The organism is Nocardia sp. NPDC051321, assembly GCF_044455225.1.
Classification (GTDB): Bacteria; Actinomycetota; Actinomycetes; order Mycobacteriales; family Mycobacteriaceae; genus Nocardia.
In genome coordinates, this window is the sequence record NZ_JBITEM010000007.1 from 176821 (window position 1) to 191998 (window position 15178).

Sequence of the window (15178 nt, forward strand, 5' to 3'; positions counted from 1 at the left end):
GTGATAGAGAACTTCCCTGTTCAGACAGGATCTCCAGCCGAGTTCGCGGCCGGTCTGCGGTTGCGCAAGCTTCTTGCCGAACCCGAGCCGTGTTACCTCATGGGGGCGCACGACGGGCTGAGTGCCCGGATCGCGGCCGAGGCCGGGTTCACCGGGATATGGGCGTCCGGCCTGTGTATGTCGACCGCGCTCGGCGCGCGGGACAGCGACGAGGTGTCCTGGGGAGAACTCCTCGATCTCACCGCGCGGGTGGTCGAGGGCGGCGGGTTACCGGTGCTCGTCGATGCCGACACCGGCTACGGCAACTTCAACACCGCACGGCGGGTCGCCGCCCGCGCCCAGCAGCTCGGCGCGGCCGGAATCTGCATGGAGGACAAGGTCTTTCCCAAGATGAACTCCTACTTCGGGGACAGCCATCCGCTGGCACCGATCGGCGAGATGTGCACCAAGATCGCGGCCTGCCGGGACCGGGTGGACGCCGAATTCGTCCTCGTGGCACGGACTGAGGCATTGATCGCGGGTGCCGGTTTGGCCGAGGCGCTGCGTCGTGCCGAGGCGTATCGGCAGGCCGGTGCCGACGCCATCTTCATTCACTCGCGGCAACGAACCATCGAGGAGATCGCCGAGTTCACCAGGGAGTGGGCGGCGCGGCTGCCGTTGGTGATCGCGCCGACCACCTATCACACGGTCCCAAGGGAGACGTTCGCCGAACTCGGTATCGCCGCGGTGATCTGGGCCAACCAGGCCATGCGGGCGGCGGTGGCCGCGATGCGACAGGTGTGCCGGACGCTGCTCGCCGACGGGGCCGCGGCCGTGGAGCCGAGCATCGCCTCGCTGGCGGAAGTGTTCGCGCTCATGGGCTATCAGGATCTGGAAGTCGATGAGGCGCACTACAGCGCGTTGGCGAAGAAGTGGGTGGATTCGTGATCGACGCCGGCGAACTGGTCGGCGGGCTCGTCGGCCGCGGGGTGGTCGATGTTGTCGGCGTGCCGTGCTCCTATCTGACCCCGTTGATCAACAGGGTGGCGTCCGGGTCGGCCGCACGCTATCTGCCGGTGACGCAGGAGGGTGAGGCGGTGGCGATCGCCGCGGGCTGCTGGCTGGCCGGCGCCACCGCGGGTGTCATCGCGCAGAATTCGGGCCTCGGCAATATGGTCAACCCGCTGACATCGCTCACGTACCCCAGCCGCATTCCGGTTCCGCTGATCGTCAGCTGGCGCGGGGAACCGGGACGCCAGGACGAGCCGCAGCACGAGCTGATGGGGGCGATCACGCCTGGGCTGTTGGATCTCATGCGCGTCGGCCACGCGGTGGTGCCTGCCGATACCGAGGGACTAGCAGCGTGCCTGGACGCCGGTTGGGCCGAAATGGACCGGGAGCAACAGCCTTTCGCGTTCGTTCTGCGCGAGGGCGTGCTGAATTCCGAGCGGCTCGCGGAGCCTCCGCTCGCTAAGCCGGTGGTGCCGGCAGTCACCCGGTCGCACAAGGGCCGGGACGCGCCCGCGCGGATGGCGGCGCTGGAGTGCCTGATCGGGACGCTCGACGATTCGGCGGCCGTGCTGTCCACCACCGGTAAGACCAGCCGTGAGCTGTACGTGCTGGACGACCGGCCGCAGCACTTCTATCTGGTCGGCGCGATGGGATCGGCCAGCGCGGTGGGGCTCGGCGTTGCGCGGCATACGCCACGGCCGGTGGTCGTGATCGACGGAGACGGTGCGGCGCTCATGCGGCTCGGCACGCTGGCAACCGTCGGTGCGCACGGCGGCGCCAACCTGGTACATGTGCTGCTGGACAACAGGGTTCACGACTCCACGGGCGGGCAGCAGAGCCTGGCCGGACAGGTCGACTTCCCGGCTTTGGCGCGGGCGTGCGGATATGCCCGCGTGCACGACTGCGCCGACCTTGCCGAATTCGCCGACGCCGTCAAAGCCGCGCAGGTCGAGCATGGGCCGACATTCATCTATCTGATGATCCGGCCGGGCTCGATCGCCGGGCTCGGCCGGCCGACGGTTGGCCCGTCGGAGGTGGCAAGGCGGTTCAGGGATTTCGTGAGCACGAAGGTCGAGGACGTGAATCATGTTTCGTGACGGCGCATTACAGCCTTCGGTCGACCAACTCGCCGTGCGCAATCCCTGGAACGGGGAAAGCGTCGGCGAGGTAGCCCGCGACACCGTTACCCAAATGGACGAGGCGGTGCGGGGATTGCGCGCCGCATGGCGACCGCTGCGCCCGGACCGGCGGGCGACCATCCTGAGTGCGGCCGCCGGCCTGATCCGGGAACGCGCCGGGGAGCTGGCCGAATTGATCTCTCGCGAGTCCGGCGTGTGTATTGCCGAGACGCGCAAGGAGACCGAGCGGGCCGCGGCGAATCTCGTTGTCGCCGCGACGGAGACCGAGCGGCTGCGGGGTGAGAGCATTCCGGTGCCTGGCCAGGATCGGTTGGCGCTCACCCTCTTCGAGCCGATCGGGATCGTCGCGGCGATCACGCCGTTCAATCGGCCGCTCAACCAGGTGGTCGTGAAGGTGGCACCGGCCGTGGCCGCCGGATGCGCGGTCGTGCTGAAACCGTCGGAGAAGACGCCACTCACCGCGCTTGCCTTCGCCGAGATCCTGCTCGAGGCCGGGTTTCCGCCCGAAAACCTGGTTGTCACAACGGGTGAGCCCGGCGTCATCGGTTCGGCGCTCGCCGGCCACCCGGACGTCGACATGGTCACCTTCACCGGCTCGGTGCGCACGGGGGTGGCGGTATCGAGGGCGGCCGCAGGCAAGAAGGTCCTGCTGGAGTTGGGCGGAAACGATCCCCTGATCGTCCTGCCCGATGCCGATCTCGGGCTCGCGGTGCAATTGGCGGGCCAAGGCGCCTTCGCCACCGCCGGACAGTCCTGTCGAGGGATCAAGCGGGTGATCGTCGTCGGCGAGGTAGCCGACGATCTCGTTGCCGGGCTGGTCGAGCAGGCCCGGCGCAAACAGGCGGGGGATCCACTGGATCCGGCGACCGATGTCGGGCCGCTCATCAGCGAGGAAGCCGCGGTCACCGTGCAGCGGCGAATCGCCGACGCGGTCGCCGCGGACGCGAAACTGCTACACGGCGGGGATCGGCGCGGTTCGCTCATCACGCCCGCCGTACTCGATCACGTACCCGCCGATGCCGAGCTGGTGGTCGAGGAGACGTTCGGCCCGGTGGCGCCGGTGATCCGGGTCGCCGACACGGCCGAGGCGATCAGGGTCGCCAACGGGACGCGGTACGGGTTGCAGGCCGGTGTGGTCACCTCCGATGTCGCCGCGTTCACCGAGATCGCGCACGCGCTGCGGGTCGGTGCCGTAAACCTCAATGCCGGACCGCATTTCGATTCGCCGCACATCCCGTTCGGCGGCGTAAAGTCCAGCGGTATCGGCCGCGAGGGCATCCCCTATTCGATCCGGGAGATGTGCACCATCAAGACCGTCACGCTCCCCTACCCACTCCAGCAAGGTTAGGACGAACCGATGACCGCGGAACCGGATGCCAATCCCGCTACCCCCGACTATCAGGCGCTGTTTCACCTCGCCGGGAAACGCGCCATCGTGATCGGCGCGGGCAGCGGCATCGGGCGCGAATCGGCCCTCGCCCTCGGTGCGCTCGGCGCGGAGGTGGTGTGTGCCGATATCGACCTCGAGCGGGCCGAGGAGACCGCGAAGCTGGGCGGACTTGCCGCGGCCATCCAGTTGGATGTGCGGGACGCGGCCGCCGTCGACACGGCGGCCGCGGCATTGCCGGAGCTGGATGTGCTGGTGTTCACCACCGGGCGGAATGTCCGCAAGCGTCTGCTCGACTACGAGGTGGCGGAATTCGACACCGTCGTCGATCTGAATCTTCGTGGCGCCTTCCACATTCTCCGTGCGTTCGGCCGGGGAATGGTCGCGCGCGGGGGCGGTTCGATCATCGGCATGTCATCGATCCGGGCGATCACCGTGGAACCCGGGCAGGCGGTTTACGCGGCGACGAAAGCGGCGCTGCTCCAACTGATTCGCGGGGCGGCGGCGGAGTTCGGCCCGGCTGGCGTTCGGGTGAACGCGGTCGCGCCCGGGGTGGTGCGGACGCCGCTGACCGATCCGATCTTCGCGGTGCCGGAGTGGCAGCAGGCGTACGCGTCGAAGAGCGCGCTCGGCCGGTGGGCTCAGCCGAGCGAAATCGCCGGGGCCGTCGCGTTTTTGGCGGCCGACGCAGCGAGCTTCGTCACCGGGACGATGTTGTATGTCGATGGCGGCTGGACGGCCATCGACGGTCGCTACGATCCGCCGCGTTGAGCTGACGAATCGACGAGCGCTACCGCGTCTTCGACGAAGGTGCCCATGTCGGGTGCCTCGAAGAGGAGGTTCATCGGCAGCTCGGTGCCGAATTCCGCACGCAGGGCCGACATCAGCTCGCCTGCCAGGAGCGAGTCGCCGCCGAGTTCGTAGAAGTTCGCGGTCGGCTCGGTGTAGCCGGTACCGCATACCCGGCCGACGACGACCCATAGTCGTTCCCGCACGCTCAGTCCTTTCGCCGCAGCTTGCCGGAGGGCGTCCGGCGCACGTCGGGCACGATCTCGATCGTCCTCGGTATCTGGGCTCTGGTCAGTTCGGCGCGGCAGCTGCGCCAGAGTTCGGCCGAGACCTGCTCTGTGTCACCACCATTCAAGCTCACCTCGGCGTGCACCACCTCGCCAAGCGCGGGATCGGGCATTGCCCGGACACGGACATCGCGCACCGCGGCATTGCATTCCAGGACTCGCTCGATGTCGCGGGGAAAGACCTTGACGCCGCCGACATTGATGGCGTCGTCCTTGCGTCCCACCAGGGTGACATAGCCTTCGTCGTCCATCCAGGCGAGGTCGCCGACGCTGAAATGGCCAGCCACCTCCGCCAGTTTCGGTCCGGCGCCGAGATAGGTTGGCTGTCTGGCATTCTCGTCGGCCATGAACAGCTCCCCTGTCGTGCCTACCGGGACCTCATGCCGGAACTCGTCGAGAATACGAATCGAACAGTGAATCGGACGTCCGACGGAGCCGGGATGCTGGAGCCAGTCGTCGCCGCGGATGCTGAGGACGCCGATCCGTTCCACGCTGCCGTATTCCTCGTACACCTTGGTCGGCTCGATCAATTCCAGCCAACGACGTTTCACCGACTCCGAACACCGGGCGGCGGTGTGCACGACCAGCCTGAGCGAGGCGAACCAGCCGCCGTCCATACCGGACGCTTCGATGAGCGTGCCCATCTGGGCGGGCACGGTCCGAAAAACCTCTACGCGTTCGGATTTGAGCAGTTCCAGGAACAGCTTGGGCGAGGCATTGCCGGGGATGACGATGCGATGGCCCAGTGCGAGGCCGTGGTAGAGCGCGCCGAAACCCGCGTGGTACAGCGGAAGTCCGACGATTTGGGTCTGTCCGTACGCCATCCCCCGCTCGCTTTCCTTGCTGCTGAGCGGTTTCGAGTCGGCGTAGGCCCACGGGCGGTTTCTGATGATGAGCTTGGGAACCCCGGTCGTGCCGCCGGAGAGCGACACCGATCTCGGTAATCCGTCGGCCGGTAGGCCCGAAATCGGTTCTTCCCGTTGATGGTAGGAAATCAAGTCGAGGTCGTTTCCTTCGACCACCCAGCCTCGGGGATACCGGTCGACGATGTCACGCTTGGCCGCAGCCGACCATCGATGGTCCACCGGGATAACGGTCGCGCCGACCTCCCAGAGCGCCAGCGTCGCCACGACGTGGCCGATTCCCGGTGGAAGTGCCACCGCGGCAACATCTCCCGCGCGCAATCCGCTCTTCCGGTAAGTATCGGCTCGTTCGAGCATGCTGATGACGAGTGCGCGCCAGGTGATGTCGTCGCTGGTGGCGTCGGTGAAGCCGCGGACCTGCACGGCGCAGTCCCGCGGCCGGTCCGTCGCCGTTTTCGCGACGAGCGCACAGATCGAGACGTTGTCCATCCGGATCATCCGTTGCCGAGGACGTATTCGTCGGCGATGCACAAGGTTTCGTCCAGCAAGGCCATGCCCTCCCGGATCTCCGCCTCGTCGATGATCAGCGGCGGGCACACCAGGATCATGTTCCAGTGGGTGAGCAGGTACAGGCCCTTGCGGAAGGCTTCGGCGGTCAGCCTCGTCATCGGCTCGGCGGCCGCGCCGTCCGGATTGAACGGGACGAGTGGTTCTCTGGTCTCGCGGTCGACGACCAGTTCGATGCCCCAGAAACAGCCACTGCCTCGGATGTCGCCGATGGATGGATGCCGTTCGGCCAGCCGATGCAGTTCTGCTTCGATCAGCGGACCCATGCGGTCCGCGCGTTCGATAAGCCGTTCCTTCTGGTAGACGCCCAACGCGGCGACGGCCGCCGCGCAGGCGACGGGGTGGGCGCTGTAGGTCAATCCGTAGGGGAACACCGACTCTTGCAGCCAGCTGGACAGTCGGTCGCTCACGGCGACGGCCGCCAGCGGCAGATAACCGGCGGTCAAGCCCTTCGCGCAGGTGATCAGGTCGGGGACAACGCCCCAGCGGTCGCAGGCGAACCAGCTTCCGGTGCGGCCGAATCCGGTCATCACCTCATCGAAGATCAGCAGGATGCCGTGTTCGGTGCAGACCTCGCGGATCGCCCGCAGGTAACCGTCGGGTGGGACGATCACCCCGTTGATGCCGGTGATGGGCTCGATGAACACCGCGGCCACGTTCTCGGCCCCCTCGTACTGGAGCAACTCCCGGAGATGGGGTGCGCCCGAGCAGACCGGGCACGGCGAGGGATGACCGGCCGGACAGCGGTAGGTGTACGGGTCGAGCATCCTTACGACACCCGGCATTCCGGGTTCGCCCACCCACCGGCGTGGCTCACCGGTCAGCGTGAGGGCACCTGCCGTGCTGCCGTGGTACGAGCGGTAGCGGGCGATAATTTTGCTTCGGCCGGTGTACGCCCGGGCCAGCCGGATCGCGGCCTCGTTAGCCTCGGTTCCGCTGCAGGCGAAGAAGAACGAGTTCAGGTCGCCCGGCGTGACCTCGGCGAGTCGATCCGCCAACTCGTCGACGACCTCGATGTCCCACGGGCGACCCAGCGTCGCCGCGGTGGCCACCTGCTTTTGCACCGCCTCCTGGACCTCGGTGCGGCTGTGTCCCAAGTTGGCATTGACGAGTTGGGAGCTGAAGTCGAGATAGGAGCGCCCGGCGGCGTCGAAGAACCGGCATCCGTCGCCGCCGACGATTCTCGGTGGCGGTTGCGCCCCCTGTCTCGACCATGACTGGATGACCCGTCCCCTTGACTCTCCCATGTGAGACACCTCCGATTACGTTGGCACTGCGGCGATTCCGGCCTCAGCGAATGGCGACGCGACGCTGACTCCCCGGATCGAAGGCGAACGTCGCGATGATCGATAGGACGCTGGCCCAGCCGGTGAGCACGAGCAGGTTCGGCACGATGCTGACAAACCCACCGTGCTGCGCGAGCACACTTTTCATCCCGTCCACCGCCCAATACTGCGGGGTCAGCGGGGCAAGCGGACGATTCCAGGCGGGCATCAGCCGCACCGGTACGACGGCACCACCCACCGCGCCCATGCCGAGTACGACCAGCTGGCACAGGTTTTGCATCGCCGAGACATTGCGAGTGAGCGAGATCAGCACCAGCCCAAGGGCAATGGCCGTCCAGGCGATGGTCAGGATCAGCACCACCAGGGCGAGCAGTGATCCATTGACGCTGCCGCCGAACAGCACTCGTCCGGTGACGATCAACAGCGCCATCTGCGCCGCGGAGAGAAGGAAGTACGGGATCGCGAGCTGGATCGCCATCATCCCTCTGGACAGGCCGCTGGTTTTCACCAAACTCCATGCCCCCGAGGCGTGTTCGCGGTAGTGCGAGGTACCCATGAACATCATCACGTAGAAGCCGAACATGATCGTGAAGCCTGGGACGGTCTGATTTGCCCCCGCGCCGCCGGTTATTCCGGAGAAAGCGTCGCTGAGCAGGGCCTGCATCAGTAGTGGGGCGGCGAAGAGGAAGACGAACAGGGTGGGGTCCTGGCGCCAGGTTGCCAGTTCTTTTCGGATGAAGGCCCAGGTGATCGTCATAGCGCCTGCCCGATCACCTGCAGGAACGCGTTTTCCAGGGAGACCGGAACCGCTCGCACGTCCTTGATGGGGAGGTTGCTCTCGTCGAGTAGCCGGACAATCGTGGGGAGGAGTTCCGCGTTGTGGGTGCCGACCCTGATTCGCCTGCCGTGCACGGTAATACCGTTCTCCGGTAGTGCGCCTTGCAGTAACGTCGCCACCGCCGCCGCCTCGTCGCTGACGATCTCGCAGTAGGGGCTGGCGTGTTCCGCGACAAAGCTTTTCACGTCGGCGGTGACCAGGATCGATCCCGCGTCGAGCACACCGATTCGGTCGCAAAGAATTTCGGCTTCGTCCAGGTGATGAGTCGTGTAGAGGATCGTCGAGCCTTCGCCACGGAGTTCTCTGAGTAGGTGGTGGATGGCGTGGCGGGAGTCGATGTCGACGCCGGTGCTCGGTTCATCGAGGACCATCAGCGGCGGCGAATGCACGATTCCCATGCCGATCGTCAGCCTGCGGCGCTCACCGCCGGACAGGTTCGCGCCGCCGCGGTTCGCTATCCCGCTCAGACCCAGGCGCTCCATCACCTCGGCTGCCCTGCGTTGCGCGGTGGCGCTCGGCATCCCGCGCACGATCGCGGCGAAGTGCAGGTTCTGCCAGACGGTCATCGCCAGGTAGACCGTATTGTCTTGCGGCACATAGCCGATGCGGCGGCGCAGCCGGCGGCCGTGCCTGCGCACGTCGGTGGCGAATACCTCCACCCGGCCCGCGGTCGGCTTGACGAGCCCGCAGATGATGTCGAGAGTCGTGGATTTGCCCGCGCCGTTGCGGCCGAGTAGACCGAAGATCTCGCCGCGACCGATCGCCAGGTCGACCCCGTTCAGGGCGACGACCGAGCCGTACGTTTTTCGAAGGCTCGCCACGCGAACAACCGGCTCATCGGCTAAATCCATGACGTGGCCTGGTGTCGCGCCACTATGGAGCGGACCTGATCTCGATAGTGGACTGCTCGCCCGTAGCACTGGGTCATCAGGACCACACCCACGCCACTGGGAATGTGGTGGACGAAGCTGGTGGCGGCACGTCCAAGCCACCCGACGGTCTGCGCGTTCGGATCCAGCGCCGCCCAGGTCGGATCGTTGCTCGGTACGTGGAGGCCGTAGGAGAAGCCGTAGCCAGGCCCTGGAATGTAGTCGGGGCCGCCGCCGGCCAGCGGTCCGATCTGATCGGTAAAGAGTTGCCGGGTGATAGGCCCCAGCGCCGGGATGGCCAGTTGGCCGTCGTGGTCGGAAGCTATCGCGCACAACAGCTTTGCGAAGTCGATGGCGGTGGAATAGCCGCCTGATCCGGCCGACAACCAGGGCGGTCGTTCCCGGTGTGTCACCAGTCCGGGTGGGGTGACGAATGGTTCCGCGACGCGATCCATGTCTTCGGCCGGAACGCTGAATCCGGTGTCGCGCAAGCCAAGTGGGCGGCAGACTCGCTGTTCGATGATTCCGTCGAGTGGCCGGTTGTCCGCTAATTCGAGGATGCGGCCGAGGACGTCCATGGCCATGCCGTATTCCCACACGGTCCCGGGATCGGTGGCCAGGGGCTGCCTCGCCATTTTCCGTACGACGTCGTCGAGGGTCGGCAGCTCGGCTTTGTGGTCGTATTTCCGCAGCTCAGCTTGCTCGTAGTACGGCTTGATGTTCGCCGAGGTGTGGTAGCCGCCGCCGATGCCCGCGGTCTGTCGCATCAAGTCCTCGACCAGAAGGGGGCGGGTCGGTGGTCGCAGCGCGCCGCTGTCCTCGACGCGGGTGCCGGTGAAGTACGGCAGCCACCTGGTGACGGGATCGGCCAGTCGAAGCCGATTGTCGGCCACCATCAGTAACGTTGCCAGCGCGGTGAAGACCTTCGTCATGGAGTAGACGCGGAAGATCGCGTCGCCGGGCATCGGCCGCGCGCCGTGCGGGTCGAGGGTGCCGACGGTTTGGAAGTCGATCAGCGACCCGTTGTCCGTGATCGCGAGGACCGCGCCCGGTATTCGGCGCGCTGCTACGTCGGCCGAAACCGCCTCCAGCAGTTCGGTCATCATGTCCATCGTCGCCTCCCGCGCCCCCCGACGCTTCACTTACCGTCCAGCTCCCTGGAGCTAGACCTCCACGTTGTCGATCAGACGGGTACTTCCGACCCAGATGGCGGCCACCAGCCGGTTGCCCGCGGTGGCCGCGGCGACCGGGTCCAGCGTCTCGCTGTCGACAAGTTCCACATAGTCGATCCGGTGCGCACCGGCCTGGGTCAACGCCGCGCGACCCGCGTCGAGCACGGTGGCGACCGACCCGGTTTCCGCCCGCAGCTGCGTGGCGAGCTCGGACAAGATGCGGAACAGCGATGCCGCGATCGGCCGCTCAGCCACGGCAAGGTAGGCATTTCTGGACGAGAGAGCCAGGCCGTCCACCTCCCGCACCGTCGGCACCGACCGGACCTCGAGCGGCAACCCGAGGTCGCGGACGACGGCCCGCAGCACCACCAACTGCTGAAAGTCCTTCTCCCCGAGATACACCGCGGTCGGCGCCAGCAGAATCAAAATCTTCGACATCTCGGTGGTGACTCCGGCGAAGTGGGTAGGCCGCCGCTCCCCACACAGCACGGCCGAAAGCCGCGGCACCGCTACGGTCAGCCCGAAGCTCGGCGGGAACAACTCCTGCGCCGTCGGCAACCACGCGATATCCGCCTCCGCTTTCTCGCACAGGCCCAGATCGCGCTCCTCGTCGCGCGGGTAGGTATCGAAGTCCTCATCCGGCCCGAACTGCAACGGATTCACAAAGATCGACGCCACCACCACGTCATCGCGCACCTTCGCCTCGCGAACCAGCGCAAGGTGCCCTTCATGCAGGGCACCCATCGTCGGCACATAGCCGATGCTCTTACCCTGCGCTCGAGGTTCCGCCAAGGCGCGCTGTAACTCCGCGGTACTTCTGACAACGATCATCGCGTCGATTCCCTCAGCAGTACGACTCGCGCAAGCCGCCGTGGCCGCAGGAAACTCGCCACGCTCGATTCATCCGCCGATCCTAACAAGCAGACTCGACCCACATTCTCGAATTCGACCTACTCCGAACGGTTTTGGGGAAATTTGGGGACTCACTACACCAGCCGATACCCGCCGCTATTGCGCACCCCATTGCCCACATCGCCCAACCCGCGATCAGCTCCCGTCACGACCGCAAACTTGGCCGACCAGTCGGCGGTCCCTCACTCCCCCATGTTCCCACGGAAGACAACCCGAAATATCCCCCCGACCGGGTGTTACGTCGAGAAGATTTCCGTGCTCAATCGTCGAACCAGTCCGGAAACTCGCTGTGGCCCTTCACACCCGCGCGTCCGCCGATCCTCAGCAATCCGGCATCCGCGAAGGTGGTCCCCGCACACCCGACGCCTCCCGGCACTGCCGCGAACCGAGAACGCCGCACCGCCACCCTTACGGTTTGTCATGTCGCTCCGGCCAGTCGACATCGCTACGGCTCCGCCGTGGTCCATCGTCGCGGTCGAGTTCCAGCCCACATCGAGGAGCACACGACAACCGGCGGTGTGACATCTTCTGGTCCGTCATACCAACTTCGACGCCACCAACCACGCGGTGGTTCCCGCCGAACCCGGTGACACCACCGGACACTCCCCTCGCCTCCTCATCGCCGAAGAATCATGACCTCACCCTCGAGCGGGGCTGCGGCTGGCAGTGGGACGGCACCTCTAACCCGACACGCTGAATGGTGGTCAGCAGGAGGCGCTGCGTCGCGTTGGTCTCCGTGCCGTCCGTGAAACCTGTTGGTATACACGTGGATTCACTGAGCCGCAATACCTTCCACAGGCATCGGGGGCCTTGCGAGAGGTATGAGGGGTCTGTGAGATCGGCCGGTGAGCTCAGTAGCGCTGCTCAGGACCGTATGCGTCGCGGGTCGCTGATTGCGGTGAGTTGTTCGGTGATCGGGTCGGTGATGGGGGTGGTTTTCACCAGGTCGATGAGTTCGCCGCCGGGGTGTTCGTGTTCGAGTATGGGTTCGCCGAGGCCGATCTTCTGCTGGATCTTGGTCATCCAGGCCGGTGCCCACCAGCAGTCGTCGCCGAGCAGCTTCATCGTGGCAGGCACGAGCAGCATGCGCAGAATCGTGGCGTCGATGAACAGTGCGGCGATCATGCCGTAGGCCATGTACTGCATCATCACCAGATCCGAGAACGCGAACGCGCCGGTCACCACGAGCAGGATCAGCGCGGCCGCGGTGATGATGCGTCCGGTGTGCGCGGTCCCGACACGCACCGCCTCGGTGGTCGAGGCGCCTTGCGCTCGTGCTTCGACAATTCTCGACAGCAGCAAGACCTCATAGTCGATGGACAGGCCGTAGATGATTGCGATGATCAGCACCAAAACCGGTGCCATGATCGGTTGCGGGGTGAAGTTGAGCAGGTCCGCGCCGTGCCCGTCGATGAAGATCCAGGTCAAAATCCCTAGCGTCGAACCCAATCCGAGCGCGCTCATCAAGGCAGCCTTGATCGGCAAGACCAGGGAGCCGAAGGTCAGAAACATCAGCACGGCGGTGACGAACAGGACCAGGACCACCATCAACGGAATACGAACCAGCAGTGCGTCGATGCTGTCTTTCTGCATCGCGGGCAGCCCACCGACCAGCATGCTCACCCCCGCAGGCAACTCCAGGGATCGCAGGTAGTCGATCGTCTTGCCCGCGTCGTTGATGTCGACCACGCTCGCCTTGGTGCGGTAAACCTCGGGGCGATCGCTGGCGCGCGAGGGCACTTCGAAAGGCGTGGTCAGGCCGGGAGCCTGGTTGGCCTGTTTCCACACCGCCCCGACCGCGGTGCTGTCGTCCGCGACGAAAACCAGCTCGAGCGGGTCGGATCTGCGCAGCGGGAAGTAGGTGTCGATCTGTTCCTTGGCCTGGCGGACCTCGTCGCCCGGGGGCAGGTACTTCTCGCTGAGCCCACCGAAGAGCAGATGCTGCATCGGCAGGATCAGTACAACCAGTGCGAGACACAGCGAGACGGCGATCTTTATCGGGTGCTTCATTACCCAGACCGTCGTCCGGCCCCAGAACCCGTTCTCGATCTCCTCGGCGGTCTTGGTTTTGCGGAACCCTTTGAGCCCCAACGCGTCCACTCGTTTACCGAGGACGGCCAGCATCGCGGGCAGCACGGTGATCGAGGTGAGCGCGGCCAGCGCCGCCGTGGTGATCGCGCCGTACGCCATGGTTTTCAGGAAGCCCTGCGGGAACAGCAGCATGCCGCCGAGGCTGGCGATGATCATCGTCGCGGAGAACACTACGGTGCGGCCCGCGGTCATCACCGAGCGACGGACCGCCGCGCGGGTGTCATAACCTTCGGCGATCTCCTCGCGGAATCTGCTCACGATGAACAGCCCGTAGTCGATCGCCAGACCCAGGCCGATCATCGTCACCACCGGGGAAACGAAGGAGTTCACCTCGGTGAAGTTGGTAAAGATCCGCATGACGCCCAACGAACCGATCATCGTCAGACCTCCGACAGCCAAGGGCAATGCCGCCGCGACTACCCCACCGAAGATGAAGAACAGCAACAACCCCACCGCGGGCAGCGCGATAACTTCCATCCGGCGGATATCGTCAGACATCCGGTCGTTCAAAGTGCCCGCGATCGCTTGCACCCCGCTGACCTGCACATCCACCCCGGGGATGGCGAAAACATCTTTTACCTTGCGGTAATTGCGCACCATCTCGGTGTCGCTGTCACCACGAATGGCCACCAACGCGATCGCGTGCTTCCGATCCTTGGTCGCCGCGACCGAGCCACTGGCCTTACCGGTCTCGGTCCGCCAATACGCCGCGTTGATCCCGGCGATCTGGTCGGGATAGTCGCGCGGCAGGCTGTTGAGGTGATCGGTGACCGTACGGGAGAACTCCGGATCATCGACTGTCTTGCCTTCAGGCGCGGTATAGAGCAGGGCTACGTCGACATCATGGTTACGGCCGAACGCCTCATCCGCCAGGCGCCCGGCTTGGGATGACTCCGATCCCGGATCGAACAGGCCACCGGAGCTGAGATGATCCTCCAACCCGAATCCATAAGCGCCCAAAGCCAACAGGCCCGCCACCGCGACACCGATGACCCCGAATCGCAGCCGATAAACCAGATCGCCCCACCAGGTGAACACCTAGACCGCCTTTGATCTGGACTCGCCCTCAGTCACTGGACTGTCAAACCCGCACGCACGCAACAGAATCACGCACGGCAGTGAATCGGCGAGCGGTGCGGACGGCTCCACCGTGCGCCGGACCGCTCCCATCGCTTGTCCAGCACCCGGTGCCATCATTTGAATCCTCCCGCTCGATGTGACTACGAATCAAACGTACCGACTCGTAATGAGTTGCCTCCCCAGACAGTCCTTCGGGGCTAGCCAAGCCCGGGTTACCGTCGCGGCCGTCCGTAGTCGAAAGCGGCGTCGCATCTTCGGCCACACCCGAGCGGAATTCTGGACGGTCGTCGGCAGCGTTGCCGGTGTCCTTGGAGTGCTGGTCACCTTGATCTTCGGGATCGCGCAATGCTCGCCGGGCTCGAACACGACGAGCCAGACATCGCCGCCGCTGACAACGATCCCGAGTTCGACACCGACCTCCACCCAGCCCAGCGCCGCTTCCACCACCACCACGTCCGCGCCCACAACGCCGCCCGCGGAGAACGAACCACCGCCATACAGCAGCGGCAGCGTCGTGATACCCAATTCGAGCAGCCCATGGGGCGTCTCGATTTTCGACTGGGGCGGCGGCTGGACCGACAACCCCGTGAGCGCCGCCACCATCGTCATCGATCCTGACGTCGGGATCTCCGCATCGAAAGGCGCGATCTTCGCGACAGTCACAACCCCGGGCTATTCAGCATGCGCCGCCGCGAACTACAACCTCACGTCGCGAGCATGGACAGAGCTACCGACCGGGACCACCTTGTGCATCAGAACGGAAGACACACGCGTCGGCCGAGTGCAGTTCTTCTGGAAAAAGGGCCGCGATACCACCGCCGCCGCAATCCGCGTGATCGGCGTCATCTGGGAGCCGAAGCATCCGTAGTTCAGGTGGGTATGGCCGCTGGGCAGGCCTGGACCGAGAT

General features: G+C 65.6%; 14 protein-coding genes. 5 read left to right on the top strand and 9 right to left on the bottom strand.

Features of this window, described 5'->3' with window-relative positions:
• The 4 genes from ACIA8C_RS18285 to ACIA8C_RS18300 are packed head-to-tail and all read left to right on the top strand — an operon-like array spanning position 1 to position 4287.
• Complete coding sequence (locus ACIA8C_RS18285; RefSeq protein WP_397136001.1) at positions 1–927, top strand: isocitrate lyase/phosphoenolpyruvate mutase family protein; 927 nt, start codon at positions 1–3, stop codon at positions 925–927.
• Complete coding sequence (gene aepY / locus ACIA8C_RS18290; protein ID WP_397136003.1) at positions 924–2087, top strand: phosphonopyruvate decarboxylase; 1164 nt, start codon at positions 924–926, stop codon at positions 2085–2087. The genes ACIA8C_RS18285 and aepY overlap by 4 nt, the downstream gene beginning before the upstream one ends.
• The gene (locus tag ACIA8C_RS18295) at positions 2077–3477 is read left to right on the top strand and encodes an aldehyde dehydrogenase family protein (protein ID WP_397136005.1); all 1401 of its coding nucleotides are present in this window, start codon (positions 2077–2079) and stop codon (positions 3475–3477) included. Before aepY ends, ACIA8C_RS18295 begins: the two co-directional genes overlap by 11 nt.
• Before the next feature lie 9 nt (positions 3478–3486).
• Positions 3487–4287: an SDR family NAD(P)-dependent oxidoreductase gene (locus ACIA8C_RS18300; RefSeq protein WP_397136007.1), complete on the top strand. Its 801-nt coding sequence runs from the start codon at positions 3487–3489 to the stop codon at positions 4285–4287.
• Here ACIA8C_RS18300 and ACIA8C_RS18305 read toward each other — a convergent pair.
• From ACIA8C_RS18305 to ACIA8C_RS18345, 9 genes are all read right to left on the bottom strand, one after another.
• Positions 4269–4511 (bottom strand): acyl carrier protein, encoded by a 243-nt coding sequence (locus tag ACIA8C_RS18305; protein ID WP_397136009.1) that lies wholly within the window; start codon positions 4509–4511, stop codon positions 4269–4271. The two genes, ACIA8C_RS18300 and ACIA8C_RS18305, sit on opposite strands and share 19 nt — an antisense overlap.
• 2 nt (positions 4512–4513) lie before the next feature.
• Entirely contained in the window at positions 4514–5944 is a 1431-nt protein-coding gene (locus tag ACIA8C_RS18310) for an AMP-binding protein (protein ID WP_397136011.1), read from the bottom strand.
• Between the two features lie 5 nt (positions 5945–5949).
• Positions 5950–7269 (bottom strand): aminotransferase class III-fold pyridoxal phosphate-dependent enzyme, encoded by a 1320-nt coding sequence (locus ACIA8C_RS18315; protein ID WP_397136013.1) that lies wholly within the window; start codon positions 7267–7269, stop codon positions 5950–5952.
• Positions 7270–7312: 43 nt separating this feature from the next.
• Positions 7313–8065, bottom strand: coding sequence for an ABC transporter permease (locus tag ACIA8C_RS18320; protein WP_397136016.1), 753 nt, complete (start codon positions 8063–8065; stop codon positions 7313–7315).
• Entirely contained in the window at positions 8062–8967 is a 906-nt protein-coding gene (locus tag ACIA8C_RS18325; protein ID WP_397136018.1) for an ABC transporter ATP-binding protein, read from the bottom strand. Before ACIA8C_RS18325 ends, ACIA8C_RS18320 begins: the two co-directional genes overlap by 4 nt.
• A gap of 20 nt (positions 8968–8987) precedes the next feature.
• Complete coding sequence (locus ACIA8C_RS18330; protein ID WP_397136020.1) at positions 8988–10157, bottom strand: serine hydrolase domain-containing protein; 1170 nt, start codon at positions 10155–10157, stop codon at positions 8988–8990.
• A 21-nt stretch (positions 10158–10178) separates the two neighbouring features.
• Entirely contained in the window at positions 10179–11018 is an 840-nt protein-coding gene (gene panC, locus ACIA8C_RS18335) for a pantoate--beta-alanine ligase (protein WP_397136022.1), read from the bottom strand.
• 945 nt (positions 11019–11963) lie between these two features.
• Positions 11964–14228 (bottom strand): MMPL family transporter, encoded by a 2265-nt coding sequence (locus ACIA8C_RS18340; protein WP_397136024.1) that lies wholly within the window; start codon positions 14226–14228, stop codon positions 11964–11966.
• A 189-nt stretch (positions 14229–14417) separates the two neighbouring features.
• Entirely contained in the window at positions 14418–14873 is a 456-nt protein-coding gene (locus ACIA8C_RS18345) for a hypothetical protein (protein WP_397136026.1), read from the bottom strand.
• On the opposite strand from ACIA8C_RS18345, the gene ACIA8C_RS18350 reads away from it, so the two are divergent.
• Positions 14857–15138 (top strand): hypothetical protein, encoded by a 282-nt coding sequence (locus ACIA8C_RS18350; protein WP_397136028.1) that lies wholly within the window; start codon positions 14857–14859, stop codon positions 15136–15138. The two genes, ACIA8C_RS18345 and ACIA8C_RS18350, sit on opposite strands and share 17 nt — an antisense overlap.
• Positions 15139–15178 lie beyond the last annotated feature (40 nt).

Coding starts and splice junctions, on each gene's coding strand:
- ACIA8C_RS18300 (WP_397136007.1), top strand. CDS start 3,487: ATGACCGCGGAACCGGATGCCAATCCCGCTACCCCCGACTATCAGGCG.
- ACIA8C_RS18310 (WP_397136011.1), bottom strand. CDS start 5,944: ATGGACAACGTCTCGATCTGTGCGCTCGTCGCGAAAACGGCGACGGAC.
- ACIA8C_RS18320 (WP_397136016.1), bottom strand. CDS start 8,065: ATGACGATCACCTGGGCCTTCATCCGAAAAGAACTGGCAACCTGGCGC.
- ACIA8C_RS18295 (WP_397136005.1), top strand. CDS start 2,077: ATGTTTCGTGACGGCGCATTACAGCCTTCGGTCGACCAACTCGCCGTG.
- ACIA8C_RS18315 (WP_397136013.1), bottom strand. CDS start 7,269: ATGGGAGAGTCAAGGGGACGGGTCATCCAGTCATGGTCGAGACAGGGG.
- ACIA8C_RS18345 (WP_397136026.1), bottom strand. CDS start 14,873: ATGGTGGCGGCGCTCACGGGGTTGTCGGTCCAGCCGCCGCCCCAGTCG.
- panC (WP_397136022.1), bottom strand. CDS start 11,018: ATGATCGTTGTCAGAAGTACCGCGGAGTTACAGCGCGCCTTGGCGGAA.